Consider the following 24,988-nt stretch of genomic DNA (forward strand, 5'->3'; position numbering starts at 1 on the left):
TGCGAGCCAACGGGTCGCAATGACGGTAGGGTGGAATCCTACTTCCCCGTAAACCGCGGCTTCCGCTTCTCTGCGAAAGCCTTGACGCCTTCCTTGAGATCGTCGCTGTCCCTGACCTCATCGAGCAGCCGCCGCACGTCGGCGACGGTTTCCAGCGGTCCCTTCGGCATGGCCTCGCGCGCCAGCTTCTTCAGCGCACGGACCACCAGCGGAGCATTGCCGGCGATTTTCGCGGCCATCTCCTGCGCCATCGCGACGTGCTGGCCTTTCGGCGCCACCTTGTTGACGAAGCCGATCTGGTAGGCGCGCTCCGCCGACATTTCCTCGCCGACCAGCAGAAACTCCATCGCGATCTTGTGCGGCATCCGCGCCATCACCGATGACACGCCGCCCGCGGTGGTGCCGATCTTGCCCTCGGGATAGATGAAGCGCGTCGTCTCCGACGCGACGCACAGGTCGGCCATCTGCACCAGCACGAAGGCGCCGCCGACGACCCAGCCGGAGGTCGCCGCGATCACCGGCTTGTCCAGTTCGACGCCGAGGCCGGGCACGGCGTGCCACATGTTGACGGGGAGATCGCCGACATCGGCGCCGACGGAGAAATACTTGTCCTCCGACGAGGCCAGCACCGCGACCCGATCGTCGCTGTCGCGAAACCGCAGCCAGGCGTCACGCAACGCAGTGCACAAGGCATTGTTGAGCGCGTTGTGCTTCTCGCTGCGCGCCATCGTGATGGTCGCGACGTGGTCGGCGCTGTCGTAGCGGACGAGTGTCATGCTGGCCTCCCTCTGATGCCGTCATTCCGGGGCACGCGCAGCGTGAACCCGGAATCTAGAGATTGCAGCGCGAGATTCTCAGGTGCGCAATTGCGCACAATAGTTCGATGCTGCGCATCGCCCCGGAATGACGGTGGGGGTTACCACACCGTCATTTCTTCTCATCCGGATGCCGGTGCACCGGATCGACCCACAGCACCGTCTCCGGCTTCTCCACCGGCTCGATGTCGAGATTGATCGCGACCGCCTCGCCGTCGGAGCGCACCAGCACGCATTCCAGCACCTCATCGCGGCTGGCGTTGATTTCCTGGTGCGGCACGTAAGGCGGCACGAAGATGAAATCGCCGGGCCCGGCTTCGGCGGTGAACTGCAGCTTCTCGCCCCAACGCATCCGCGCCTTGCCCTTCACCACATAGATGATGCTTTCGAGATGGCCGTGGTGATGCGCGCCGGTCTTGGCGTCCGGCTTGATGCTGACCGTGCCGGCCCACAATTTCTGCGCGCCGACGCGGGCGAAATTGATCGCGGCCTTGCGGTCCATGCCGGCGGTCGAGGGCACGTTGGGATCGAGCTGGTTGCCGGGAATCACGCGGACGCCGTCATGCTTCCAGCGCTCGTCGTCATGATGATGGTCGTGGTCGTGGGAATGGGTATGGTCGTGGGAACCGCTCATCGTGCTTGCTTTCGCGAGTAGAGTTTCGTGTACGGAACGCTAGCGAAAAGCGTTGGTTCGAGCGAGGGGAAAATCGGAACATTGCCATGTTCCGGCGCGTTGCCTCCATGCATGACGAAGAAGAAATCCAGGGAGAAATCCAAATCCAGGGAGAAATCCATGGGCAGCACAACGGACAGAATCAAGGGGACCGCCAACGAGGCGATCGGCAAGGTCAAGCAGCGGCTCGGCGAGGCCACCGGCTCTTCGGCGATGCAGGGACGAGGCGCGATCCAGCAAGCCAAGGGCAAGGGCCAGAAGGCGTGGGGCAGCGCCAAGCAACTGGTCAGGAATGCCTTCAACAGGGCCACCGGAACCGGCACCTGGAAGACTTGAACGCCGGACGATGAATTGCGGAGACCGGTCGAACGGGCCGGCCGATTGCGCGTCAGTGACGCTTGTCAGCCCCGCGGGCGGGCCTTTGCCAGCACATCCGGATTGACCACATCGGTCGGTCTGCCGGCGGCGTAGGCCAAAATCTGATCGAAGATGTCGGTGAACTGGATCTCGTACTCGTCGCGCGAGACGTAGCCGAGATGCGGCGTGCAGACGACGTTGTCCATGTTGAGCAGCGGATCTGAGGTGTCGCGCAGCGGCTCTTTCTCATAGACGTCGACCGCGGCCATGCCGGGCCGGCCGGCGCGCAGCGCACCAACCAGCGCGCCCGGCTCGATCAGCGGCGCGCGGCTGGTGTTGACGATCAGTGCAGTCTGCTTCATGCGTGCCAGATCTTCCGCCTTGACGATGCCGCGCGTGGCGTCGACCAGCCGCATGTGCAGCGACAGCACGTCGCAGCGCGCGAAGAAATTCGCCTTGCTGGTGGCGGTCTCGTAGCCGTCGGCGCGCGCCTTGGCCATCGCAGCCTCGCGCGCCCAGACCAAGACGTTCATGCCGAAAGCCTTGCCGTAGCCTGCGACCACCGCGCCGATCCGGCCATAGCCGTAGATGCCGAGCGTCTTGCCCCGCACCGAGTGGCCGACGCCGATCTGCCACTTGCCGGCCTTCAGCGCCGCCATCTGCTGCGGGATCGCGCGCATCGCCGCCAGGATCAGGCCCCAGGTGAATTCGGCGGTGGCGTAGGACGGCGTATCCGCATGCTGGCCCGAGGACACGACGATGCCGAGCCGCGTGCAGGTGTCGATATCGATGTGCGGATAGACGCTGCGCTGGCTGATCAGCTTCAGCTTCGGCAGCCGCTCCAGCAGCGGCGTGCGGATCTGGGTCCGCTCCCGGATCAAGACCAGCACGTCGGTGTCGCGCAACCGCTCGACCAGCGCATCGACGTCCTGGACATGATCGTTCCAGACCGTGACGTCGTAGCCGTCGAGCTTGCGGAAGGCGTCGAGGGTGCGCAGCGTGTCGAAGTAATCGTCGAGGATCGAGACCTTCATCGCTGCGCCTCCCCTTGTTGCGGGCTTGCTACTTCACGCCCAGCAGTTCGACGTCGAACATCAGCGTCGCATTCGGCGGGATCACGCCGCCGGCGCCGCGCGCGCCATAGCCGAGCTCCGGCGGGATGATCAGCGTGCGCTTGCCGCCGACCTTCATGCTGGCGACGCCCTCGTCCCAGCCCTTGATGACGCGGCCGGCGCCGATCGGAAACTCGAACGGCTCGTTGCGGTCGACGGAGGAGTCGAATTTCTTGCCCTTCTGGCCGTTCTCGTAGAGCCAGCCGGTGTAGTGCATGACGCAGATCTGGCCGGATTTCGGCGAAGCGCCGGTGCCGACCTTGCTGTCGATGATCTGGAGGCCTGAAGCTGTGGTCATGGGCTTTCCTGCAGTTTGGGCCGCTGCCATCTCGCTGACAACGGGCGTGGAGACCGCGGCCGCAAGGCCGGCGAGCGCAGTCCTGATGATCGTGCGTCGGGAAGATCGCATCTTATCGTTCTCCTTGATATGGCAATCAGTAGCCGAGCGCGCAGCCGTCCTTGCGGGGATCGGAGCCGCCGGTCAGCGTGCCCTTGTCCCAGTCGATCCAGATCGCCTGGCCGCCGCCGAGCGGCGGCACCACGCGGACGGTCTTGTGGCCGATCTTCTTCAGGCCTTCGACGATCTCGGCCGGCACGGAGTCCTCGAGCTGGTAGACGCCCTCGTAGTGCAGGCCCCGCGGCATGTCGATCGCCTCCTGCACGTCGCAGCCATAGTCGAGGATGTTGGTCAGCACATGGGTCTGGCCGACCGGCTGGTACTGGCCGCCCATCACGCCGTACGGCATCACGGCGCGGCCGTTCTTGGTGGCCAGCGCCGGGATGATGGTGTGCAGCGGACGCTTGCCCGGCGCGATGCAGTTGGGATGGCCGGGCTGAATGCGGAAGCCGCCGGCGCGGTTCTGCAGCAGGATGCCGGTCTTGTCGGAGACGATCGCCGAGCCGAACGAGTGCGCGATCGAATTGATGAACGAGCAAACGTTGCGGTCCTTGTCGACCACGGTGATGTAGACCGTCGACGGATTCATCGGCGGCGCGACGTTGGGCAGGTCGAGCAGCCGGTCCATCCGGATGTTCCTGATGTGCTCGTCGGCGAATTCCTTCGACAGGATGCCGGCGACGTCGACATGGACCTGCTGGGGATCGCCGATATGCTGCTCGCGCATCATATAGGCGATGCGCGCGGCTTCCGCCTCGAGGTGGAAACGCTCGATGCTGAGCGGCTTGAATTGCGTCAGGTCGAAGCGCGACAGGATGTTGAGCATGACCAGCATGGTGATGCCCGGGCCGTTCGGCGGGCACTGCCAGACGTCGTAGCCCTTGTACATCGTGCCGATCGGCGACGTCGTCTCGGTCGAATGCGCGGCGAAATCCTCCAGCGTGTGCAGGCCGCCGATGCGGCGCAACGTGTCGACCATGTCGGCCGCGATCTCGCCGGAATAGAAGGCGTCGCGCCCCTTCTGGGCGATCGCGCGCAGCGTCTTGCCGAGCTCGGGCTGGCGGATCACGTCGCCGGCCACCGCCGGCTTGCCGTGCGGCAAGAGATAGCGCTCGGTGTTGGTGCCGTTCTTCAGCTTCTCAAAACCATTCTTCCAGTCGAAAGCGATGCGCGGGGCGACCACATAGCCCTCTTCAGCGGCCTTGATCGCCGGCTGCAGCAACCGGTCGAAGCCGAACTTGCCGTGATCCCGCAGGATCACGTCCCAGGCGTCGATGGCGCCCGGGATGCTGACCGCGTGCGCCGAGGTCAGCGGCACCGAATGGATCTTGCGCTCGAGGTACCAGTCCGCGGTCGCCGCCATCGGCGCGCGGCCGGAGCCGTTATAGGCGATGATCTTGCCCTCGCCGCGCGGCTGGATCAGCGCAAAGCAGTCGCCGCCGATGCCGGTCGATTGCGGCTCGATGACGCCAAGCAGTGCGCAGGCCGCAACCGCAGCGTCGGCCGCGGTGCCGCCCTCGCGCATCACCTCGATGGCCGCGAGCGCCGCCTCCGGATGCGAGGTCGCCACCATCGCGTTCTGGGCGTGGACCGTGGAACGGCCGGCGAAATGGAAATTCCTCATAATCGAGCGCTCGCTTGCTTCTGATGTTCTGACGCGGCTGCGGTGGGTGCGACGTACATGACACATTCATCCCCGGCTGGGCAATGCCTGGCATACCAGTGAATCATCAGGGGAATTATCCCGCTAGCGCATGGCTTTGCGGGGTTTCGCCAGCCTGGTCGGGCTGATAAACCCCCGCCATCATGCCGCTCAAGGTCGCCGCCTTCTACCAGTTCGCCGCGCTGCCCGATTTCCGCGCGCTGCGCGAGCCGCTGCGCGCGCTCGCCGCCGGGCACGATCTCAAGGGCAGCGTCCTGCTGGCGCATGAGGGCATCAACGGCACCGTCGCCGGCCCGGCCGCAGGCATCGACGGCTTCGTCGCGGAGTTACGGCGCGGGCCGCTGTTCGGCGGCCGGCTCAGTGATCTCGAGCTGAAATTCTCCGCAGCCGCGCAGATGCCGTTCGGGCGGCTCAAGGTGCGGCTGAAGAAGGAGATCGTGACGCTCGGCGACACCACGGTCGACCCGACCCGGCAGGTCGGCACCTATGTCGACGCCGCCGACTGGAACGCGCTGATCGCCTCGCCCGACATGCTGCTGCTCGACACCCGCAACGCCTTCGAGGTCGCGATGGGCACGTTCGAGGGCGCGCTGGATCCGAAGATCGCGCGCTTCGGCGAGTTCAAGCAGTTTGCCGCGCGTCACCTCGATCCCGCCAAGCACAGGAGGATCGCGATGTTCTGCACCGGCGGCATTCGCTGCGAGAAGGCCAGCGCCTATCTGCTCGCCCGCGGCTTTGCCGAGGTCTATCACCTCAAGGGCGGCATCCTGAAATATCTCGAGGCGACGCCGGAGCGCGACAGCCGCTGGCGCGGCGACTGCTTCGTGTTCGACGAGCGCGTCGCGCTCGGCCACGGCCTGCGCCAGCGTGGCTTTGAGGCCAGCGCCGATGAGTGATGCCGCAAAGCTGAGCGAACGGATCGATGCGCTGGAGGTCCGCCTGACCTACCAGGACGAGACCATCGAGACGCTGAACCAGACCATCACGGCGCAGTGGAAGCAGATCGACGCGCTGACGCGCCAGATCGCCGAGTTGCGCGACCGACTCCAGGAGGCCGAGCGCCAGGCGCCGGGCCCCGCCAACGAGCGCCCGCCGCACTACTGACCGGCGCCGCCGTGGCGGCGTCAGGCTTACAGGTTGCTCACCTGACGGATCGGCTTGGCGCCGCTGAAGAACAGGCTGGACAAGCGCTGCACCAGCGCCGTCGCGCGGCTGCCTTCGAGGCCCGGGCGCACGCACAGCAAGCGCTTCTGCACCGGCAGCTCCGGCAGGTAGTAGTCCTTGGCCGAAACCAGGAACGGCGGAATCATCCGCTCGGGGCACGCCGTCAGGCCGTATCCCGCCCGCGCCGCCTCGAGCCGCAGCTGATGGTTCGGGCTTCTGAACACGATCTTGTAGGAGATGTTGTGCTTGGTCAGGGTGCGGATCATCCAGTCGTCACCCGGCCACGCCAGCACCGGGATCGGCGCCCCCGGCCGCAGCACAAAATCGCGTGATCGCACCCAAACCGAGCGTTCGTCGGCCTCGTTGGCGATCGTCATCTCGTCTTCGGCCTCGAGCAACGGATTGCTGTAGACGAAGGCGATGTCGATGTAGCCGTCGATCAAGCCTCTGATGATCGTCGGCGACATGTCGGCGTGGACCAGGACATCGGCCAGCGCGTCGGACGGATGCAGCTTGAGGAATTCCTCGGCAAGCATCGTGCTCAACCCGAGCCGCAGCGGCTGCGGTCCTTCATGAGTGCCGCCGAGCCGGAGCAGCTGGTCGTTCGCCTCCAGGATCCGCCGGGCCTGCTGCACGGCGACTTTTCCGAGTTCGGTGGTCGTGGTGCCGTTGGCCGTTCTGATGAAGAGCGCGCCGCCGACCAGGCTTTGCAGTCGCTTCACCTGCGAGCTTATCGCCGGCTGGCTGAGACCGAGCCGCTCCCCGGCCTTCGATAGGCTTCCTGTCTCTGCAATGGCAACGACCGTGCGAACGATCTCAGTAGGAATATTCAAATGCTGACGTGGTCTGTGCATCGCGAGCGCTCCAATCTCAGCACGGGACGCAGTTACGATCTCCATAGTGTGTGGTTGAGCTATACTAACATTTGGTTGCAGCTTGGTTTAGCTGCAATTTTCGGCGCCGATACAGTATTCGAGCCTCTTATGCATCGTTACGTGCATTGCTACGTAGTGATACGGTATCGGACGAGGGCATCCGCCGGCCCGCGCTGCTGCACACCCGCATTTCTCCGGACATCGCATCAAGGATTTTGATCGCCCCATAAGGCATCGCGAACCCAATAAATTTGGTGCGGCCATTTGTCCGGATTGGCACCACTGATTCGCGGAAGCGTTTTCATAGTTTTCCTTAATCAAAGCCTCGCAACGTGGTGGCACAAATTGCATTGCGAGGTGTGTGCAATGATCAGGTTTTTCCGCTGTCGAAGCGGCACATCGGCCGTCGAATTCGCACTGATGCTGCCGCTGTTTCTCGCCGTGATATTCGGCATCGTCGTGTTCGGCTCGTATCTGGCGATGGTGCATGGCGTTCAGCAACTCGCCGCCGAGGCGGCGCGATCATCGGTCGCCGGGATGACCGACACTGAACGCAACAGCCTCGCGACGAGCTACGTCGCCGCGAACGCTTCGACCTACCCGCTATTGGTGCCCGGCAATCTCACGGTCAGCGCCGCGCCGTCGCCGTCGAACGCCAACGTCTATGTGGTGACGGTCAACTACAACGCGGCCAACAGCTTCATCTACAGCCTACCCTTCGTTCGCGCGCCGTCGACCACCATCGTGCGCTCGGCCGCAATCCAGTACGGAGGATTCTAACAATGAAAATGGCAGGGACCGTCAATCTGGTTCGGCGCTTCGGCGCCGATGAACGAGGCAACTTCGCGATGATCAGCGCCGGCCTGATGACACTGGTCATCGGCTGCGCCGGGCTTGCGGTCGATCTCGGCTCCATCTTCGCCGACCGGCGCAAGACGCAGAGCACCGCCGACCTCGCCGCGATCGTCGCTGCCGCCAATCTGAACAATCCGACCAACGCCGCCACCGCGACGGTGACGCAGAACAATTATCCGGCCAGCGCGCTGGTCAGGGTCGAAACCGGGACCTACACCGCAAACAGCGCGATCGCACCGCAGGCGCGGTTCGTGACCCCGGCCGTCGGGACCCCCAACGCCGCGCGCGTCACGCTGAATACCCAGACCCCGCTTTATTTCGCGCGCTACCTGACCGGCTCGAGCACCTTCTCGATCCGGACCACCGCCACCGCGACGTCCACCGAGATGGCGGCGTTCCAGATCGGCTCGCGGCTGCTCGCGGTCAACGGCGGCGTGCTCAATGCGATGCTCGGCAGCATGCTCGGCACGACGATTTCGCTCTCGGTGATGGACTACAATGCGCTGATCAGCGCCAAGATCGACGCGCTGGATTTCCTGTCGGCGCTGGCGACGCGGGTCAACCTGACCGGCGTCACCTACAGCGACCTGTTGAGCAGCAACATCAAGGTCGGCGACATCATGGCCGCCGCGCTGACCACGCAGCAGATCACCAACGGCGCGAACGCCGCGACCACCGCGCTGTCGTCGATCTCGCAGGCCGTGACCGGCTCCTCGACCAAGATCACGCCGGGCTCGCTGGTCGATCTTGGCCCCTTTGCCAACCTCACGGTGGGCCAGAAGCCCAAGGTCGGCGCCAGCGTTTCGGTGTTCGACCTCGTCAGCACGGTCGCGCAGATCGCCAACGGCAGCCACCAGATCGCGACCAGCGTGAATCTCGGCCTACCCGGCATCGCCAATGTGAGCGTGCTCGCCACGGTCGGCGAGCGCCCCGTCGGCTCGAGCTGGATCGCGGTCGGCACCCAGGGCGTCAGCGTCCACACCGCGCAGACCCGGCTGCTGGTGTCGGTCCAGGTGCTCGGCAGCGGCAGCGTCTCGACGATCAACCTGCCCATCTATGTCGAGGTCGCCTCCGGCACCGCGACGCTCAATGCGGTGTCCTGCGGCCATCCGAACATCAACACGTCCCAGGTCACGATCGGGGTGACGCCGGGGATCATCGATGCGTGGATCGGCAATGTCACTGTTGCCGACATGACCAACTTCACGCACAAGCCGAATCCGCCGCCGGCGACGCTGGTCAATGTGCTGGGCGCCACGGTCAGCGGGCTTGCCCATGCCGGCATGGGCAACACCACGCCGACCAACGTCAATTTCAGCTACAGCGAGATTCAGTCGGGAACGAAGAAGACGGTGACGACGACCAATTTTCTTTCGTCGCTGACCAGCAGCCTGCTCGGCGACCTGTCCCTCACCATCGGTGTCGGCCCGCTCGGATTGCCGATTCCGGGCCTGGGCGGCCTGGTCACCGGCATCCTGAACGGCGTGACCAGTCCGATCGATCAAGTGCTGGCATCCTTGCTGGCGACGCTCGGCGTGGGTCTCGGCCAGGTCGACGTCACGGTGATGGGCATCCGCTGCGACGGCGCGGTTCTGGTGAACTAGCGCATGATCCGGAAAAGTCTGAAGCGGTTTTCCCTCGCGACCAACGCGGAACGCGCTTGCGCGGCGAGCATGCGCAACCGAACAGCCAAAGCGCGATGACCGTTCAACGTGATCTGATCGCGCTTTAGCCAGCTTTCTCGACCGGCAGCATAACGGGGGTCAGGAGACCTGCGGTGAGCACAACAATAAAACGGTACAAAACCGACAGCCAGCGAAGCATCCTGATGAAGCGCGGCACGATCTACTTCCGCGACAGCAGCCTCGGATGCCTCGTGCTCAACATCTCGACCGGGGGCGCAGGTCTCGCCGTGGAAAGCGACGTCGCAATCCCGCTCGCGTTCGAGCTAGAGATCGAGAGCGAGCCGATCCGGCGGCGCTGCGTCGTCGCCTGGCGTCTGGAACGCCGGCTCGGCGTGACCTTCGAGCTTGATCCGGTGCCGCGCCCCGAACGGAGACCGATCTAGGAGTTCGCGTGCTAGAATCCGGCTTGCATCGTGGTTAGCGAAGCGCTGGTGCAAAGCCGCTAATTGTCTCGATCGCCGTCGTGCTTCGACGGCGCAGGCTGCGTCACGCTGACCGGGTCGGATGCCGGAAAGCTGTCCTCCAGCTCGGCCTCCAGCCGCTCGTGAATTTTGCGGTCGGCGGGCCGCGCCTCGCGCGGCTTGTCGGCATGCTTGTCATGCGCCGCAGGATTGAATTTCTCGGCCATGTCATCCCTCCGTTTGAAGGACAACGCGCCCGCGCAAAGCAGGGTTCCAGAGCCGCCTTGCCCGGGACCTTGGCCCAAGACTTGGCCCAAGACGGCACACCGTGTATCAGGGGCGGCAACTTTCGACCTTGATCAGGAACCTTTCGCGTGCCCCAGGCCCCCGCCACCCAACCGCTCATCGAGGTCTTGTCCGGCCGCCGGCAAGCCGTGCCGCCGCTCTGGATGATGCGGCAGGCCGGACGCTATCTGCCCGAATATCGCGAGCTGCGCGCCAAGGCCGGCAGCTTCCTCGACCTCTGCTTCACGCCGGACTATGCGGCGGAGGTGACGCTGCAGCCGATCCGCCGCTTCATTTTCGACGCCGCGATCATCTTTTCCGACATTTTGGTGATCCCCTATGCGCTCGGCCGCTCGGTGCGCTTCGAGGCCGGCGAAGGTCCGCGGCTCGATCCGCTGGCAACGCGTGAAGAGATCGCGACGCTGGCGACGCAGGCGGATTTCGCCAAGCTCGAGCCGGTCTACGAGGCGCTGCGCCGGGTGCGGCGCGAGCTTGCACCCGAGATCGCGCTGATCGGCTTCTGCGGCGCGCCGTGGACGGTCGCGACCTACATGGTGGCAGGGCAAGGCACGCCGGACCAGGCGCCGGCGCGAATGCTCGCCTACCGCCATCCGGACGCATTCGCAAAAATCATCGATATCCTGGTGGAGAACTCGATTCAGCATCTGGTCGGCCAGATCAGGGCCGGCGCCGATTGCGTGCAGCTGTTCGACACCTGGGCCGGCGTGCTGCCGCCGCGCGAGTTCGCACGCTGGTCGATCGAGCCGGCGCGGCGCATCGTGGCCGGGGTGCGCAAGCAGGTGCCGGGCGCCAAGATCATCGGCTTTCCGCGCGGCGCCGGCGGCCAGCTGCCGGCCTATGTCGAGCAGACCGCCGTCGACGCGGTCTCGATCGACTGGGCGACCGAGCCAGCGATGATCCGCGAGCGCGTGCAGCCGCGCGCCGCCGTGCAAGGCAATCTCGACCCCTTGGCCCTGATCGCCGGCGGCGCCGCGCTCGACCGCGCCATCGACGACGTGCTGGAGAATTTTGGCAAGGGCCGGCTGATCTTCAATCTCGGCCACGGCATTTTGCCGGAGACGCCGATCGCCCATGTCGAGCAGATGGTGCAGCGCGTGCGGGCGTATCGGGGGTGAAGTAGGCCGCAATCCACTCTCTCACCGTCACCCTGAGGTGGCCGCTTCTTCAGCGGCCCTCGAAGGGTCGACGGCCGGGTTGCCGCCACGAGTGGAACGTGCCGCGCGTGGAGATTTCCGGCCCGTGCATCCTTCGAGGCTCGCCGAAGAGGGGAGCACCTCAGGATGACGGATTACCGGGCGTCCTCCAGAATCATATCCGAGGCCTTTTCCGCGATCATGATGGTCGGCGCGTTGGTGTTGCCCGACATCAGATCCGGCATGATCGAGGCGTCGACCACGCGCAAGGCCTCGATGCCGCGCATCTTGAGCCGCTGGTCGACGACGGCGAGCGGATCGTTGCCCATCCGGCAGGTCGAGGTCGGGTGATAGACCGTGCTGCCGGTGCGGCGGCAGAATTCGAGCAGATCGTCGTCGCTGACCACCTTGGCGCCGGGATCGACCTCCGCGACCGCATAAGGCTTTAGCGCCGGCGCCGCCAGAATCTTGCGCAGGATGCGGATGCCGTCGATGAAGGCGCGGCAGTCGGTTTCGGTCGCCAGATAATTGATGCGGATTTCCGGCGGCACGCTCGGGTCGGCGCTCCTGATCTTCAGCGAGCCGCGGCTTTCCGGGCGCAGCTGGCAGACCGAGGCGGTGAAGCCGGAGAACGGGTGCAACCTCTCGCCCATCTTGTCGGTCGAGAACGGCAGGAAGTGGATCTGGATGTCGGGCGAGGCGAGCCGCGGGCTGGTCTTGAAGAACGCGCCCGAGGTACCGGCCGCGATCGTCAGCGGCCCCTTGCGCAGCGCGGCATAGCGCAGGCCGGCCATGACGCGGCGCACCGGATTGTTGACGATATCGTTCAGCGTGACCGACTGCGCGCAGCGCGTCACGAGCCGCACCTGCATATGATCCTGCAAATCGCTGCCGACGCCGGGCGCATCGAGCACGATCTCGATGCCGTGCTGCTTCAACAGATCGGCGGGACCGACGCCGGACAGCTGCAGCAATTGCGGCGAGTTGTACGCGCCGCTCGACACCAGGATCTCCTTGCGCGCCTTCGCCTTGCGCAGTTGCCCGTGCTGTTTGTACTCCACCGCGCTGGCACGCCTGCCCTCGAACAGGATGCGTTGCGCCAGCGCCGAGGTCTCGACGTGCAGATTGCCGCGCGTCAGCGCCGGCCGCAGATAGGACCGTGCGGTGGACGCGCGCCGGCCGCGCCGGGTCGTGGTCTGGAAGAAGCCGGCGCCCTCCTGGGTCGCGCCGTTGAAATCCGGGTTAGTCGGAATCCCGACCTCGGCCGCAGCATGCACGAACGCTTCAGACAGCGGATCGTGATGCCGCCAGTCCGACACCGGCAGCGGACCGCCGGCACCGTGATATTTGTCGCTGCCGCGCTGCTGATCTTCCGCCTTCCTGAAATACGGCAGCACGTCGTCATAGCCCCAGCCGGCATTGCCGCGCTGGCGCCAGCGGTCGTAGTCCTCGTGCTGGCCGCGCACATAGAGCAGGCCGTTGATCGAGCTGGACCCGCCAAGCACCTTGCCACGCGGCTGGAACACCTGCCGGCCGTTCAGCCCCGGCTCCGGCTCGGTCTGGTACATCCAGTTGACGGATTTTTCCTTGAACAGTTTTCCGTAGCCGAGCGGGATGTGGATCCAGATGTTGCTGTCCTTCGGGCCCGCCTCGAGCAGCAGCACCGAATGCTTGCCGTCGGCGCTCAGGCGGTTGGCGAGCACGCAGCCGGCCGAGCCGGCGCCGACGATGACGTAGTCGAATTCGGCCGCGTCATGATTGTTGTTCACTGGCTTCCCCCGGGAGATGTTGTTTTCCTCGGTGGTACAGACAAAGCAGCGGCTTGAAAAGATTAGCGCCCTGCGCTGAGGTTCTGGAGCAGTTGTCCGACAAGCATATTGAGCTCGTCGGCGCTGGCGGCGGCACCGAACACATAACGGTCGGGCCGTACCACGACCGCAGCGACGGTATTTTGCTGCATCCAGTCGGCGAACAGTCCGTCGCGTTCGACCGCGGTCAGGATGCCATTGCTGTCCGTGCTCTCGCCTGATGTCGCGATGACGACGCGCTCGCCGGAGAGACGCTGCCAGGCGGCGCGTGACGCATCCGACAACCATGCCAGCGTCTCCGTTGTTGCCGCGACGATCGCGAACTCCGGTTTCAGCAGATCGTCCAGGCGGCAGGTCCGCCGATCCGGCGCACGCACATGGGGCTGCACGAACAGCCGTCCCGCGAGCTTTGCATCGCGCGCGATCAGGCCGGAGACGAGATCGGGAATGAACTTCTGCCGGATCGTCTCCGCCCGGCCGGCCTTCAGATCGGCGCGCAGCCGCGCGTCGCGCTCGGCGGCCGCGACCGGATCGAGCTCGCCGATCACCTTGCCGAACTCCTTGGCGCTGGCGACCACGGCGCGGACATGCGGCTTGCGCTCGATCTCGTAGCTGTCGAGCAGCGCCTCGCCGGCGTCGCCGCGCAGCACCAGCCGCAGCTTCCAGGCAAGGTTCGCCGCGTCACGGATGCCGGCGCAAAGTCCCTGCCCGAGGAACGGCGGCGTCTGGTGCACGGCATCGCCCATCAGCAGCACGCGGCGGTCGCGCCAGCGCTGTCCAAGCAGCGCGTGGAAGCGATAGACCGCCGAGCGCCAGATCGTGAGGTCGGAGATGTCGGTAAAGCCTTTCAGCAGCTTTGCGACATTGTCGGGCGCGCCGGCGGCGTCCGGATCCTCGCCCGGCAGCAGCTTGATCTCCCAGCGCCGCAAATTGCGCGGGCCGGGGATGAACGTGCCGGGACGTTGTGGCCAGCAATACTGAAAGCCCTTGGCCGGCCGCTTGGCGGGCTCGCTGGTCAGGGTGTCCACCACCATCCACCATTCATCGAAGGCGAGGTCTTCGAGGCCGATGCCGAGCTGCTTGCGCACAAAGCTGTTGGCACCGTCGCAACCGACCAGGTACCGCGCACGGATCACGAGCTCGTCGCCGGACTCGCGGCGCGCGACCAATGTCGTCGCGTCGTCATCCTGCTGCAGCGACACGCCGGTGGTCGCGAGAAAGACGTCGGCATTGCCCTGTTCGGCCAGCCGCTCGCGCAGCGCCTGTTCCGCCTCCGGCTGCACGAAGGTGACGTTCGGCATCCAGCCGAGCGGAAATGGCGGCGGCATCGGGTCGAACTTCTTGATGATCTCGCCGTCGACGCCGAGAAAATGCGAGCCGTTGTGCGGGGCGATCGCCCGCTCCATGACGTCGCCGAGCCCGATCGCCTGGAAGATCCGCAGCGCCTCGTGGTCGAGCGTGATCGCGCGCGGCTTGTCGTAGACAACGCCGGCGCGCTCGACCACCGCGACGCGCAAGCCACTGCTCGCGAGCAGATTGGCGAAGATCGCGCCGACCGGCCCGAGGCCGACGATCGCCACGTCGTAGAGGGAATTCACCGGGGACGCCGACATGCTATTTCGCGAGATAGGCTTCGAGCGTCAGCGGCTTCGGCTTCAGCTGGGGCTCGCGGATCGCGACACCGGCGAACGGCGTCGCCTCCTCGAACCAGGCCTGCCGCGCCGGCAGGCCCCACGGAAACGAGATCGTATGGTCGGACGGATCCCAGCCGACCGGCTCGTTCTCGATGTCCATGATCTGGTAGTGGGTGTTGAACAGCTCGACCCGGTGGCCGTCGGGGTCGCGCATGTAGACATACATCGCGTGCCCCGGCCCGTGCCGCCCCGGGCCGCGCTCGACCGACGCGCCATAGCCAAGCTCGCCGGCGAGATCACAGGCGTGCAGCAGATGATGCACCTCGGGCGCCAGGAACGCGAAATGATGCAAGCGCGGGCCGGCGCCATTGAAGAACACGATGTCGTGCGGATTGCCCTTGCGCTGCAGGAACACGCCGCGCAGATCGAACGTGCCTGCGGGCGCGATATACTCGCTGAGGCGGAAGCCCGCGGCGGTGTAGAACTCGCACGCCTTGCGCACCTCCGGCGTCAGCACCTGGTAATGATCGAGCCGCAGCGGCGAGCCGCCGGTGTGACGGCTGAATTTGGTGATCATGCGCGGCACCACCGGCATGGTCGCACAAAACTCCAGCGGCGTGCCGGCGGGATCGGCCGCCTGCAGCGTGCGTCCCTGGTGCGGCACATCGACCCAGCTGGCCCGGCAGCCATGGGCCTCGAAGAACGTCTTCAGCCGCTCGAGGTCATGCTCTTGGAAAACCCGCAAGCCGAGCCGCGCGCAGGCCGGCGCGTTGCCCCTGCGCAGCACCAGGCTGTGATGACACGCTTCCTCGATCCCGCGAAAATACAGCGCGTCTCCGTCCTCCGCGGTCAGGATCAGCCCGATCACCTTTTCGTAGAACTGCCGGCTCGCCGCGAGGTCGCGGACCTGGAGCACGACATGGCTGGCGCGCGTGATGCGAAACCCGGGATCGTGGTTCGTGGTCGGGAGGCTCATGCGCACCTTCTGGTTTGCCCGTCGCAGGAGGTGATTCATTGCGAAAAACCAACGTGGGATCAAGCAGCGCGGCCGGCAGCAGCTTTTGCCGGTCACGTCATGTCACAGATCCGGCGCCGGGGTCAGGCGTGCATTTGTATCGATTTGTTAGCAATGCCCGCGCACGGGAACCGGAACGCCCACCCGCCGCGGCACGGTTGATCCCAATAGTTCATAGTTTGTCAAAGGTTTGCAGCGAATTTTGCCGACGCGGCGCCGGGGCCCCATCGCGCGAGCAGCGTAGTGATGCGTACCTACCTGAGTTCATATTTCGCGAAACTGTTCGCCGGCGATCTGGCGGCCTTCGGTGCACCACCGACGGATGAAGCGTTGGCCGGCCACATCCGCGCCGAGCAGGTCTCGCTGGTGCTCGGCTATTCCTTCGGCATCATGCTCGCCAATGCCTGCAACGCGCTGGTGCTCGCGGTCGCGCTGTGGCAATCGCCCGACTGGATCTTCGCGCTGGTGTGGGCAACCGCCGTAAGCTGCGCTGCGCTGTTCTTCGGCCTGCAGGCGCGCGCCGCGCGACGGATCGCCAAGCCGCAATTCGTCTCGCGCCGGGCCATGTACCGGCTGGTGCGCAACGCACTGGCGCTCGGCACCGCCTGGGGCATCGTTCCGGTGGCGTTCTTCGCCGACGCCTCCAGCGGAGCGCAATTGGTGATCACCTGCCTGTGCGCCGGAATGCTGGCCGGCGGCGCCCTCGCCTTCGCCACCATCCCGATCGCGGCGATCGCATTCACCGCGCCGATCTTCGTAGGCACCGCGATCTGCCTCGGCCGCGAGGGCGACTACGTCTATCTGCTGGTCGCCGCTTTGGTCGTGGTCTACGGCACCGTGCTGCTGCGCGGCGTCTTCGTCAACGCGTTCGAGTTCAGGCGGCGGATCATCGCCCAGCACGAAGCGGAACGGACGGTGCGGCAGGATTCGCTGACCCATCTGCCGAACCGCTTCGCCTTCAATGAAGCGCTCGACGGCGCGCTGAAGCGGCTGGCCCGCTCCGGCGAGGAATTCGCCGTGCTGCTGCTCGATCTCGACCGCTTCAAGGAGGTCAACGACCGGTTCGGCCATCCCGCCGGCGACGATTTTCTGGTGCAGGTCGCCGCCCGCCTGCAGCGCTGCACGCGTGCCAGCGAGCACGTCGCACGGATCGGCGGCGACGAATTCGCGCTGATCATGTCCAATCTGACCCGGCCGGAGGATGCGCTCGCCATCGCCGAGCGGTTCGTGGCGGCGTTTGCCGACCCGTTCCTGGTCGAGGGATGCGAGGTTACTGGGGCGACCAGCGTTGGCATCGTGCTGGCGCCGCGCGACGGCAACACGCCGCACGACCTGCTCAAGCATGTCGACGCCGCGCTCTATCGCGCCAAGAAATCCGGGCCCGGGACGATCTGTTTCTTCGAGGCCAGCGACGACACGTCGGCGCGCGAACGCCGCGCCCTGCAGCGCGACCTCGAGCGCGCCATCGAGGCCGACGAGCTGTTCCTGGTCTATCAGCCGTTCCTGGATATCCGCCAGGGCCGCATCACCGGCTTCGAGGCGCTGCTGCGCTGGCAGCACCCGGTGCGCGGCCTGATTCCGCCGAGCGTCTTCATTCCGATCGCCGAGGAGAGCGGACTGATCCACCAGCTCGGCGAATGGGTGGTCCGCCGCGCCTGCGCGATGCTGGCGCGCTGGCCCGACGGCATCAGGATCGCGGTGAACTTCTCCGCGGTCCAGTTCCAGAATGTCGGCATCCTGCAGACCATCGTCGAGGCGCTGGCGGAGGCCAAGGTCGCGCCCGACCGGCTCGAGATCGAGATCACGGAATCGATGCTGATCTCGAAATACGGCGCGGCGCCCGCGATCCTGAACTCGCTGCTCGAGCTGGGCCTCACGGTCGCGCTCGACGATTTCGGGACCGGCTTCTCGTCGCTCACCTATCTGCGCAAGCTGCCGTTCAGCCGCATCAAGATCGATCAGTCGTTCATCCGCGATATGCTGACCCAGCCGGACTGCGCCGCGATCGTCAAATCGGTGATCGGCCTCGCGCAGGAGCTCAAGATCGGCGTCGTCGCCGAGGGGGTCGAGACGGTCGACCAGCTCGAATATCTCAGGCAGACCAGCTGCGACGAAGTGCAGGGCTATCTGATCGGCCGCCCGATGTCGGCGAGCGAGATCGCCAGCATGCTCGACGCCAAGCCGCGGCAGTCGGTGCACGCCGCCTAGCGCGGGATGAAGTTAGGTTAAATCTGTTTGACCGCGGGCTCGGTCCACCTCTCCCCGACGGGGAGAGGTCGATTTGCGCAGCAAATCGGGTGAGGGGTCGCGGCTCCAACGAGAGACTTTAACCCCTCACCCGGCGCTGCGCGCCGACCTCTCCCAAGGGAGAGGTGAACTTCCGATGCCGCCCAGCTCAACCTACTCTCATCGTTCCAACGCTCAGATCGCGTCGGCGCGGTGCAGCGTGTCTACCGTGACGGTGCCGCGGGCGCGCGAGACGCAGGCGCAGATCTTGCGGCCTTCGCGCTTCTGGTGCTCGCTGAAGAAGACGTCGCGATGGTCGATCTCGCCGTCGACCTCGACCACATCAAGCGCGCAGACGCCGCATTCGCCGCGGCGGCAGTCGCTCATCACCTCGTGGCCGGCGGCGTTGAGCACGTCCAGCATCGAGCGGTCAGGCGGGATCACCAGCTCGACGCCCTCCTGCCGCAGCCGGACGCGGAAGGCTTCGGTCGGCAGCAATCCGCTCGATCCGAAGGTTTCGTAGCGCAGGTCGGTCGGCGGCCGGCCACCGGCTTCCCAGGCATGGCGCGCCGCGTCCAGCATCCGCATCGGACCGCAGAACAGGATCGTCGCGCCCTGCGGCAACGCCGCGAATACGGCAGCGAGATCGAGCCGGCGGCCTTCGTCGCCGGCATGAACCACCAGGCGCGGACCGAGCAAGGCTTCGAGTTGATCGAGATAGGCGGCATCCGCGCGCGAACGCACCGCGTAATGCAGCGTGACGTCGGCGTTGCGGCGCGCCAGCGCCTGGGCGGCGCCGAGGATCGGCGTGATGCCGATGCCGCCCGCGATCAGACAAAAATGCCGCCGCGTCCAGTCGAGCTGGACCAGCGACGCCGGCAGCGTGATGTTGATGCGCGCGCCAGGTGCCAGCGACCACATGTAGCGCGAGCCGCCGCGGCTGTCCGGCGCGCGGCGCACCGCGATCCGGTAGCCTTGCGTATCGGCCTCGCCGACCAGCGAATAGGACCGCGTCTCGGGCCGGCCATCGATCGTGACGGCGACCTGGATGTGGCTGCCGACCGGATAGGGCGACGCGTTGAAGCCGTCGGGACGCAGCAGAAATTCGCGGATGCCGGGCGTGAGGTCGCGCGTGGCGACGACGGTTGCGGTTGTCCAGGTGTCGATGAAGCGCACGATACTCTCCGCTCAATCAGCTGCGGCCGATTTGATCAGCGCCAGCGCCGGCAACAGATCGAGATGGGTGCGGTTGCGCAGCGCCAGCCGCAGATTGCGCGCCGCAAGCCGCGCATGCTCGCGCATGGTCGCCTCGGCGCGCGCGCCCTCGCGGTTCTCGATGGCGTCGACCACAATGCGATGCTGGTCCTGCGCGATCAGCAGGATCTGGCGCGCCTCCGGCAGCGCCGATTGCGCCATCACGAACCCGCTCGGCGAGGCGAACGGCAGCGCCGAGGCGCGGTCGATCTGCCGGATCACCGGCGCACTGCGCGACAGTTCGGTCAGCAGCGCATGGAAGCGCGCGTTCAGCGCGACATAGGACGAGAACGCCTCGACCGAGATCGGATCCTGCCGCACCAGGCCGTCGATCTCGTTGAGGCATTCCTTCAGCGGCTCGAGATCGCGCGACGAGACGCCGCGCTCGGCGGCAAAGCGCGCCGCGAGCCCCTCGAGCGTGCCGCGCAGCTCGATCGAATCGAGAATGTCGCGCTCGGAAAACGCCTTGACCATGAAGCCGCCGGACGGGATCGCCTCCAGGAGGCCCTCCTCCTCCAGCCGCACCAGCGCCATCCGCACCGGCGTGCGTGAGACGCCTGTCGTCTCGACCGCCTGCAATTCCGAGATGCGCTCGCCCGGGCGCAGCCCGCCGGAGAGGATCAGGTCGCGCAGCGCGAGCTGCGCCCGCACGGTCTGCGACACGGAACGATCGGCCTCGCGCTCGGCCATGGCCTACTCCGCGGCCTGCAGATGTTGCGGCGGATTCTGCGGTGGATTTTCTTGCGCCACCATGCGGTCGATCACGCGCCGCGCCCACATCGCGCCGGCGTCGATGTTGAGGTTGTAGAACACCCGATCCGGATTCTCGTCCATCGCGCGCTGCTGCGCCTCCAGGATGATCTCGTCCTCGTGGAAGATGCCGGCGACGCCCTCGCGGATCTCGGTAGTCAGCCGCTGCTCGGTGAGGCGGTGATTGCGGACGAAGGCCCAGAAGTAGTGGCAGGTCTTGTCGGTCTCCGGCGTGATGGTGTTGAGCACATAGCCGTTGACGCCCTGCGCGCGGTCGCCTTCGGGCGCGCCGGTGCCTGCCGGCGCGACGCCGACGTCGATATTCACGGTGCAGGGAGCCTCGAAGCGGATGATCTGCCAGCGGTCGACCGGGCCCGGCTTCCGCAACTGCTTGGCCCAGAACGGCGGCGGCTCGATGCCCTTCATCCAGCGCGTCACCGTCACGGTCTTGTCGCCATGGGTGACATCGAACGGCGCCTCCGCCACCGCGTCGTTGCCGATGCTGGAGCCGTGCACAAAGGTCTCGTGCGTCAGGTCCATCAGGTTGTCGACGACGAGGCGGTAGTCGCACTTCACATGAATGGTCTTGCCGTCGCCGGCCCAGGCGGGATCGTCGTTCCAATGCATGTCGGGCACCAGCGCGGGATCGGCCAGGGCCGGATCGCCCATCCAGAGCCAGATGAAGCGGTGGCGCTCGACCACCGGATAGGCGCGCACGCAGGCCGACGGATTGATCGTCTCCTGCGAGGGCATGAAGGTGCAGCGGCCCTGCGCATTGTATTTCAGCCCGTGATAGCCGCAGACCACGGTGTCGCCGTCGAGCCGGCCCTTCGACAGCGGCACCAGGCGGTGCCAGCAGGCATCCTCCAGCGCCACCACCTCGCCGTCGCCCTTCCGGTACATCACGACATGCTTGCCGCAGATCGTGCGCGGCAGCAGCGCGTGCTTGATCTCGGCGTCCCAGCCCGCTGCGTACCAGGCGTTCATGGGGAAGGGTTTTGGCATGCGCATCCTCCGCATTGGATACGTCATGTATACAATAATTTGGACGAATAGGCAATATCCGCCGAAAGTCGGCAATTTCTGGGGACTAATGTATACCAAATCATCCAAACGGATGCCAAGCGACGCAAGGGAATTCCCTAGCCGCTGTCGAGCCAGAACGATGGTGAGTGACCGGATGGATGGGTCGCCGGCTGACCGGCGACGGCGCGCGGCCTACGAGTTCGACGCCGAGCGGGTCGAGGCCGACTGGATGTCCTTGATGCTGACCACGACGGCGATGCGCTTGATGGTGCCGTTGCGGTAGGCCTGCAGGAACTTGTCGTAGTGCTTGACCGAGATGCAGCCGTTGGAGTCGCCGTTCGGCCCAAGCATGTAGCTGTGCACCAGGAGGCCGACGCGGCCAAAGGTGTCGCTGCCGTCGACCGGGTTCATGCGCAGCGCCGGCACACCGTGGAACAGCTTTTCGCGCGGCTTCATTTCATAGATGCCGGGCGGCGTCGCGCCGGCATTGCGCGCCTTTACGTGCGCGGGATCGTCGAGCAGGTTGCCGAGGCCGGAATGCGCCTCGTATTTGGTGCCGTCGGGCATGTACACCACGCGGGCGGTGATGTCGTAGACCGCGGTGCTGCCGTCGTAACCGAGCGCGTTCAGATCCGGGCTCGGACCGGACAGCACGTCATTGGGATCGATCGAAGCCAGCTGCAGTTTCGCCGGCATCATGTCGGCAATCTTCTGCAGGAAGGTGCGGTTGTCGGCCTGCTGGATAGGCGCAGGCGGTGGCGCCGAAACATCGTTCCGTGCGAGATTGGCCTCGGCAGGCCGGGAGCGCGGCATCGGCACCGTTGTGGTGGCGACGGCCTGCGGAGGCGTGATCACCGGCTGGTTGGTCAGATCGGCCTGCGTATTGCGCAATTGACCGGCCAGCGCATCCTCGATCCGATCGAACTCGGTGTTGAAGTCACCACGGTCCGACCGAATGCCGCGGCGCAACGGATAGTAGATCGACGCCGTGCTCAGCGTCGAGCGCGAGCCGAAGCGATCGTCGAAGTTCAGCGCGGCGCTGGTATTGGCGAGCGCGGCTCCATGCAGCCAGGCGACGGGATTGATGCCGACCATCCAGGCGGCAAAACTCGACGACAAAGCGAGCGCGCCGACGGCGAATGCCGTGCTGCCCACCAAAGAAATGCCGCGGCTTGACTTACGCGCGGCAGCTTTCATCGTACGTTGACCCATTCATCCCCAAGTTCGGTGCGTCTCGGGCCAGTTACGGCCCCCTCCGGGATTCACCGATCACTCATCATATCAGGGAATTAGAGTAAGGCATAATCGAGACCGATCGGGCAACGATAAGCTTTTTAAGCATTTTTCCGATCGCACTGGCGCGCGAATCAGGGCCGGCGGCGGCCGAAAGCGCCCAAAATAGTCCCGAATCGGGACGATTTTACCGTCAGGCGATCTTCTCTTCCCGGAGGGTGAAGACCGGGACCGGCTTTCCGATGGCATAGCCCTGGGCGTAATCGACCCCGATCTGGCGGAGTTCCTCCAGGATGGCGGCGCTTTCGACGAATTCCGCCACCACCTGCTTCTGCATGATCTTCGCGGTCTTGGTGATCATCTCGACCATCGCGCGATCGACCTTGCTGTTCAAAATCTCCCTCACGAACGAGCCGTCGATCTTGATGACGTCGACCGGCAGGTGCTTCAGATAGGCGATCGAGGACATGCCGGTGCCGAAATCGTCCAGCGAGAAGCTGCAGCCGATCTCGCGCAGCCGCGCGATGAACTTCTGCGCCTCGTCGAGATTGGAGATCGCGCTGGTCTCGGTGATCTCGAAGCACACCTGCTTCGGCGGCACGTCGTGCTGCGCGAACAGCTCGGCGACGAAGTCGACGAAATCGCCGTCGCCGATGGTGGCGCCGGACAGATTGATGGCGTAGCCGACCACCTTGCGCGAACCGCGCCGGCGCTCCGCGATCAGCTCGAAGGCGTGGCGGACCACCCAGCGGTCGATCAGCGGCATCAGCCCGTAGCGCTCGGCGGCGGGCAGGAAGCTGCCGGGCGGCACCAGGCCGCCGCTTTCATCGCGCAGCCGCAGCAGCAGCTCGCGCCGCTCCTGGCCCTTCAGCGCAGCGGCGATGGGACGGATCTCCTGCTCGTAGAGACAGAAGCGCCCCTCATCCAGGCCTTTGCGGATGCGGTTGACCCAGCTCATCTCGGCGACCCGCACCGTCAGATCGGTATCCGCCGGGAAATGCTGCTGGACGCGGTTGCGGCCCTTGTCCTTGGCGAGGAAGCAGGCGACGTCGGCAAGCTGCAGCGCGTCCTGCACGCCGGCGCAATCGCCAAGCCTGACCAGACCGATGCTGGCGCTGATCCGGAAGCTCGAGCCGTCGTGCACGAAGCTCGATTGCTCGACCACCGCCCTGATCCGCTCGGCAACGTCGGAGGCGACATCGTAGGCCGCTGTGCCGTCGGCACGCAGCAGGATGCCGAACTCGTCGCCGCCGAGCCGCGCCACCAGCCCGCTGCCGCCGACTTCCGCGGCCAGCAGCCGCGCCACGTGCTTCAACAGCCGGTCGCCGGCCATGTGGCCGCAGGTGTCGTTGACGATCTTGAACTGATCGAGATCGATCAGCATCAGGTCGGCGCGCGCGGCCCCGGGTCCCGACATCAACGCATGAAGCTCGAACTCGAACTGCCGGCGGTTGGCGAGCCCGGTCAGCGCGTCGTGGGAGGCGGCCCAGGCCAGTTCCTCGACCAGCCGCCGCTCGGCGGTCATGTCGTGGATGATCATGACGCGGCCCGCCCAGTGCCCGTCATGCACGATCGGGGTTTCGACCACCGAGACCGGCACGCTGGACTGATCCGGCCGCACCAGGAGCCGCTGCTGCAGCCACTCCTCGCCCTCCGCCTCGGCGGTGCGGAACGATCCCTGCACCGGCTGCTCGGTGATGCTGAACAGCGACGACAGCAGCCGGTCGGTGACGTCCTGCCCGGCCGCGATCATCCGCTCGGCGGCCGGGTTCATGTAGCCGACGCGATCCTCCGGCGTCGTCACGATCACGGCGTCGCCGATCGAGGCCAGCGTCAGCTGGGCGCGCTCCTTCTCCACCGCAAGCGCGGTCTCGGCGAGCCAGCGCCGCAACAGCATCCGCCGCGTGTGGAACAGGACGATGCCGGCGAGGCAGGTCCCGATCAACGCGTTGACCAGCAGCAGCAGCGTGGAGACCTGGCGCGAGGCATGCCCGAGATGATCGGAGAAGCCGATCGCGAGGACACCGAGCGCCGCGTCGACGGTGCCGATCCGTTCGGCCCAGTGCCGGATGGTCGCAGCGGACGGGTCGTGCAGCGCAACGTCGTCCGCGGCCTCGTTGCGGATCGCGATCAGCTGGTCGAGCAGCGCGTCCGACTCCCGCCATGCCTTCACCGCGGCGGCGACGTGGTGCATGCCGCGGAAATATTTGAACAGCCAGATCAGGCCGCCGATGTCGTCGTCGTGATTGCCCGCCTTGGCGAAGCCGGCGCGCGCCACCGCATCGTGGTTGCTGGGCGCTTCCAGCGCGAGCCGCGCCGTACGATCGGCCAGCGGCACCGCGATCGCGGCGTCGAATTTCTTCAGATAGTCCGGCGTGCCGGTGCTGACATAGGACTGCAGATAGTAGACGGCGTCCTTCTGCCCCTTCGACCACATGCTCTCGCCCGCCACATAGGCGCGCACCGCGGACATCACCTGGAGGCTGCCTGCCGTCACGCTGGCCTGCAGCAACACGATCGCAACCAGTGGCCCGACCACCCGCCACAGGGACCAGCTTCGGAACGAAAAGAACATGCCCAAATGCGCCCACCACAAACCTGCCGGG

Annotated in this window: 23 protein-coding genes; 8 read left to right on the forward strand and 15 right to left on the reverse strand. The window is 65.9% G+C overall.

Annotation, left to right across the window (positions count from 1 at the left end; all coding sequences use genetic code 11):
• Positions 1-38: 38 nt before the first annotated feature.
• Entirely contained in the window at positions 39-776 is a 738-nt protein-coding gene (locus XH93_RS34995; RefSeq protein WP_194470960.1) for an enoyl-CoA hydratase/isomerase family protein, read from the reverse strand.
• 151 nt (positions 777-927) lie between these two features.
• Entirely contained in the window at positions 928-1,449 is a 522-nt protein-coding gene (locus tag XH93_RS35000) for a cupin domain-containing protein (protein WP_194470961.1), read from the reverse strand.
• A gap of 159 nt (positions 1,450-1,608) precedes the next feature.
• Here XH93_RS35000 and XH93_RS35005 point away from each other — a divergent pair, with 159 nt between their 5' ends.
• Positions 1,609-1,824 (forward strand): CsbD family protein, encoded by a 216-nt coding sequence (locus XH93_RS35005; protein ID WP_139864518.1) that lies wholly within the window; start codon positions 1,609-1,611, stop codon positions 1,822-1,824.
• A 65-nt stretch (positions 1,825-1,889) separates the two neighbouring features.
• Here the strand turns inward: XH93_RS35005 and XH93_RS35010 are convergent, their stop codons facing one another.
• From XH93_RS35010 to ggt, 3 genes are read right to left on the reverse strand one after another with little or no spacing between them, the layout of a single operon-like run.
• Complete coding sequence (locus XH93_RS35010) at positions 1,890-2,879, reverse strand: D-2-hydroxyacid dehydrogenase family protein (RefSeq protein WP_194470962.1); 990 nt, start codon at positions 2,877-2,879, stop codon at positions 1,890-1,892.
• 28 nt (positions 2,880-2,907) lie between these two features.
• Positions 2,908-3,366 carry an FKBP-type peptidyl-prolyl cis-trans isomerase gene (locus XH93_RS35015; RefSeq protein WP_139481070.1) on the reverse strand — a complete coding sequence of 153 codons (459 nt, stop codon included), beginning with the start codon at positions 3,364-3,366 and terminating at the stop codon, positions 2,908-2,910.
• A 25-nt stretch (positions 3,367-3,391) separates the two neighbouring features.
• The gene (gene ggt / locus XH93_RS35020; protein ID WP_194470963.1) at positions 3,392-4,978 is read right to left on the reverse strand and encodes a gamma-glutamyltransferase; all 1,587 of its coding nucleotides are present in this window, start codon (positions 4,976-4,978) and stop codon (positions 3,392-3,394) included.
• Positions 4,979-5,160: 182 nt separating this feature from the next.
• On the opposite strand from ggt, the gene XH93_RS35025 reads away from it, so the two are divergent.
• Together XH93_RS35025 and XH93_RS35030 are read left to right on the forward strand one after the other, a co-directional pair.
• The gene (locus XH93_RS35025; RefSeq protein WP_194470964.1) at positions 5,161-5,913 is read left to right on the forward strand and encodes a rhodanese-related sulfurtransferase; all 753 of its coding nucleotides are present in this window, start codon (positions 5,161-5,163) and stop codon (positions 5,911-5,913) included.
• Positions 5,906-6,121, forward strand: a complete 216-nt coding sequence (locus XH93_RS35030; RefSeq protein WP_194470965.1) for a SlyX family protein — start codon at positions 5,906-5,908, stop codon at positions 6,119-6,121. The genes XH93_RS35025 and XH93_RS35030 overlap by 8 nt, the downstream gene beginning before the upstream one ends.
• 26 nt (positions 6,122-6,147) lie before the next feature.
• On the opposite strand, the gene XH93_RS35035 is transcribed toward XH93_RS35030, so the two are convergent.
• A complete protein-coding gene (locus tag XH93_RS35035) occupies positions 6,148-7,035 on the reverse strand; it encodes a LysR family transcriptional regulator (protein WP_244626842.1) in 888 nt (295 codons plus the stop codon).
• 387 nt (positions 7,036-7,422) lie between these two features.
• Between XH93_RS35035 and XH93_RS35040 the strand changes: the two genes are divergently transcribed.
• From XH93_RS35040 to XH93_RS35050, 3 genes are all read left to right on the forward strand, one after another.
• Complete coding sequence (locus tag XH93_RS35040; protein WP_139481074.1) at positions 7,423-7,836, forward strand: TadE/TadG family type IV pilus assembly protein; 414 nt, start codon at positions 7,423-7,425, stop codon at positions 7,834-7,836.
• 8 nt (positions 7,837-7,844) lie between these two features.
• The gene (locus XH93_RS35045; RefSeq protein ID WP_194475443.1) at positions 7,845-9,515 is read left to right on the forward strand and encodes a pilus assembly protein TadG-related protein; all 1,671 of its coding nucleotides are present in this window, start codon (positions 7,845-7,847) and stop codon (positions 9,513-9,515) included.
• Between the two features lie 224 nt (positions 9,516-9,739).
• Positions 9,740-9,979: a PilZ domain-containing protein gene (locus XH93_RS35050; protein ID WP_194470966.1), complete on the forward strand. Its 240-nt coding sequence runs from the start codon at positions 9,740-9,742 to the stop codon at positions 9,977-9,979.
• A 59-nt stretch (positions 9,980-10,038) separates the two neighbouring features.
• On the opposite strand, the gene XH93_RS35055 is transcribed toward XH93_RS35050, so the two are convergent.
• Positions 10,039-10,224 (reverse strand): hypothetical protein, encoded by a 186-nt coding sequence (locus XH93_RS35055; RefSeq protein WP_139481075.1) that lies wholly within the window; start codon positions 10,222-10,224, stop codon positions 10,039-10,041.
• Positions 10,225-10,371: 147 nt separating this feature from the next.
• Here XH93_RS35055 and hemE point away from each other — a divergent pair, with 147 nt between their 5' ends.
• Positions 10,372-11,418 (forward strand): uroporphyrinogen decarboxylase, encoded by a 1,047-nt coding sequence (gene hemE, locus XH93_RS35060; RefSeq protein WP_194470967.1) that lies wholly within the window; start codon positions 10,372-10,374, stop codon positions 11,416-11,418.
• 173 nt (positions 11,419-11,591) lie between these two features.
• Here hemE and XH93_RS35065 read toward each other — a convergent pair whose 3' ends face one another.
• The 3 genes from XH93_RS35065 to XH93_RS35075 form a co-directional block, all read right to left on the reverse strand.
• Positions 11,592-13,205, reverse strand: a complete 1,614-nt coding sequence (locus XH93_RS35065; RefSeq protein ID WP_194470968.1) for a GMC family oxidoreductase — start codon at positions 13,203-13,205, stop codon at positions 11,592-11,594.
• Between the two features lie 62 nt (positions 13,206-13,267).
• Positions 13,268-14,857, reverse strand: coding sequence for a bifunctional 3-(3-hydroxy-phenyl)propionate/3-hydroxycinnamic acid hydroxylase (locus tag XH93_RS35070; RefSeq protein ID WP_194470969.1), 1,590 nt, complete (start codon positions 14,855-14,857; stop codon positions 13,268-13,270).
• Between the two features lies 1 nt (position 14,858).
• Entirely contained in the window at positions 14,859-15,854 is a 996-nt protein-coding gene (locus tag XH93_RS35075) for a VOC family protein (RefSeq protein ID WP_194470970.1), read from the reverse strand.
• 285 nt (positions 15,855-16,139) lie between these two features.
• On the opposite strand from XH93_RS35075, the gene XH93_RS35080 reads away from it, so the two are divergent.
• Entirely contained in the window at positions 16,140-18,101 is a 1,962-nt protein-coding gene (locus XH93_RS35080; RefSeq protein WP_194470971.1) for a bifunctional diguanylate cyclase/phosphodiesterase, read from the forward strand.
• Positions 18,102-18,314: 213 nt separating this feature from the next.
• Here XH93_RS35080 and XH93_RS35085 read toward each other — a convergent pair whose 3' ends face one another.
• The 5 genes from XH93_RS35085 to XH93_RS35105 all read right to left on the reverse strand — a co-directional run bounded on the left by XH93_RS35085 (position 18,315) and on the right by XH93_RS35105 (position 24,957).
• A complete protein-coding gene (locus XH93_RS35085) occupies positions 18,315-19,295 on the reverse strand; it encodes a PDR/VanB family oxidoreductase (protein WP_194470972.1) in 981 nt (326 codons plus the stop codon).
• A gap of 12 nt (positions 19,296-19,307) precedes the next feature.
• Positions 19,308-20,063 (reverse strand): GntR family transcriptional regulator, encoded by a 756-nt coding sequence (locus tag XH93_RS35090; RefSeq protein ID WP_139481083.1) that lies wholly within the window; start codon positions 20,061-20,063, stop codon positions 19,308-19,310.
• Between the two features lie 3 nt (positions 20,064-20,066).
• Positions 20,067-21,128: an aromatic ring-hydroxylating dioxygenase subunit alpha gene (locus XH93_RS35095; RefSeq protein ID WP_194470973.1), complete on the reverse strand. Its 1,062-nt coding sequence runs from the start codon at positions 21,126-21,128 to the stop codon at positions 20,067-20,069.
• A gap of 213 nt (positions 21,129-21,341) precedes the next feature.
• Positions 21,342-22,304: a DUF2778 domain-containing protein gene (locus XH93_RS35100; protein WP_244622128.1), complete on the reverse strand. Its 963-nt coding sequence runs from the start codon at positions 22,302-22,304 to the stop codon at positions 21,342-21,344.
• 271 nt (positions 22,305-22,575) lie between these two features.
• Entirely contained in the window at positions 22,576-24,957 is a 2,382-nt protein-coding gene (locus XH93_RS35105) for a bifunctional diguanylate cyclase/phosphodiesterase (RefSeq protein WP_194470974.1), read from the reverse strand.
• Between the last annotated feature and the right edge of the window lie 31 nt (positions 24,958-24,988).

Source organism: Bradyrhizobium sp. CCBAU 51753, assembly GCF_015291565.1.
Classification (GTDB): domain Bacteria; phylum Pseudomonadota; class Alphaproteobacteria; order Rhizobiales; family Xanthobacteraceae; genus Bradyrhizobium; species Bradyrhizobium ivorense.

Excerpts from the sequence above, each read along its gene's own strand:
- XH93_RS35105 (WP_194470974.1), bottom strand. The coding sequence starts at position 24,957 with ATGTTCTTTTCGTTCCGAAGCTGGTCCCTGTGGCGGGTGGTCGGGCCA.
- XH93_RS35090 (WP_139481083.1), bottom strand. The coding sequence starts at position 20,063 with ATGGCCGAGCGCGAGGCCGATCGTTCCGTGTCGCAGACCGTGCGGGCG.
- XH93_RS35055 (WP_139481075.1), bottom strand. The coding sequence starts at position 10,224 with ATGGCCGAGAAATTCAATCCTGCGGCGCATGACAAGCATGCCGACAAG.
- XH93_RS35000 (WP_194470961.1), bottom strand. The coding sequence starts at position 1,449 with ATGAGCGGTTCCCACGACCATACCCATTCCCACGACCACGACCATCAT.
- XH93_RS35075 (WP_194470970.1), bottom strand. The coding sequence starts at position 15,854 with ATGAGCCTCCCGACCACGAACCACGATCCCGGGTTTCGCATCACGCGC.
- XH93_RS35070 (WP_194470969.1), bottom strand. The coding sequence starts at position 14,857 with ATGTCGGCGTCCCCGGTGAATTCCCTCTACGACGTGGCGATCGTCGGC.
- XH93_RS35010 (WP_194470962.1), bottom strand. The coding sequence starts at position 2,879 with ATGAAGGTCTCGATCCTCGACGATTACTTCGACACGCTGCGCACCCTC.
- ggt (WP_194470963.1), bottom strand. The coding sequence starts at position 4,978 with ATGAGGAATTTCCATTTCGCCGGCCGTTCCACGGTCCACGCCCAGAAC.
- XH93_RS35040 (WP_139481074.1), top strand. The coding sequence starts at position 7,423 with ATGATCAGGTTTTTCCGCTGTCGAAGCGGCACATCGGCCGTCGAATTC.
- XH93_RS35080 (WP_194470971.1), top strand. The coding sequence starts at position 16,140 with ATGCGTACCTACCTGAGTTCATATTTCGCGAAACTGTTCGCCGGCGAT.
- XH93_RS35015 (WP_139481070.1), bottom strand. The coding sequence starts at position 3,366 with ATGCGATCTTCCCGACGCACGATCATCAGGACTGCGCTCGCCGGCCTT.
- XH93_RS34995 (WP_194470960.1), bottom strand. The coding sequence starts at position 776 with ATGACACTCGTCCGCTACGACAGCGCCGACCACGTCGCGACCATCACG.
- XH93_RS35095 (WP_194470973.1), bottom strand. The coding sequence starts at position 21,128 with ATGCCAAAACCCTTCCCCATGAACGCCTGGTACGCAGCGGGCTGGGAC.
- XH93_RS35025 (WP_194470964.1), top strand. The coding sequence starts at position 5,161 with ATGCCGCTCAAGGTCGCCGCCTTCTACCAGTTCGCCGCGCTGCCCGAT.
- XH93_RS35035 (WP_244626842.1), bottom strand. The coding sequence starts at position 7,035 with ATGCACAGACCACGTCAGCATTTGAATATTCCTACTGAGATCGTTCGC.
- XH93_RS35050 (WP_194470966.1), top strand. The coding sequence starts at position 9,740 with ATGAAGCGCGGCACGATCTACTTCCGCGACAGCAGCCTCGGATGCCTC.
- XH93_RS35045 (WP_194475443.1), top strand. The coding sequence starts at position 7,845 with ATGGCAGGGACCGTCAATCTGGTTCGGCGCTTCGGCGCCGATGAACGA.
- XH93_RS35030 (WP_194470965.1), top strand. The coding sequence starts at position 5,906 with ATGAGTGATGCCGCAAAGCTGAGCGAACGGATCGATGCGCTGGAGGTC.
- XH93_RS35005 (WP_139864518.1), top strand. The coding sequence starts at position 1,609 with ATGGGCAGCACAACGGACAGAATCAAGGGGACCGCCAACGAGGCGATC.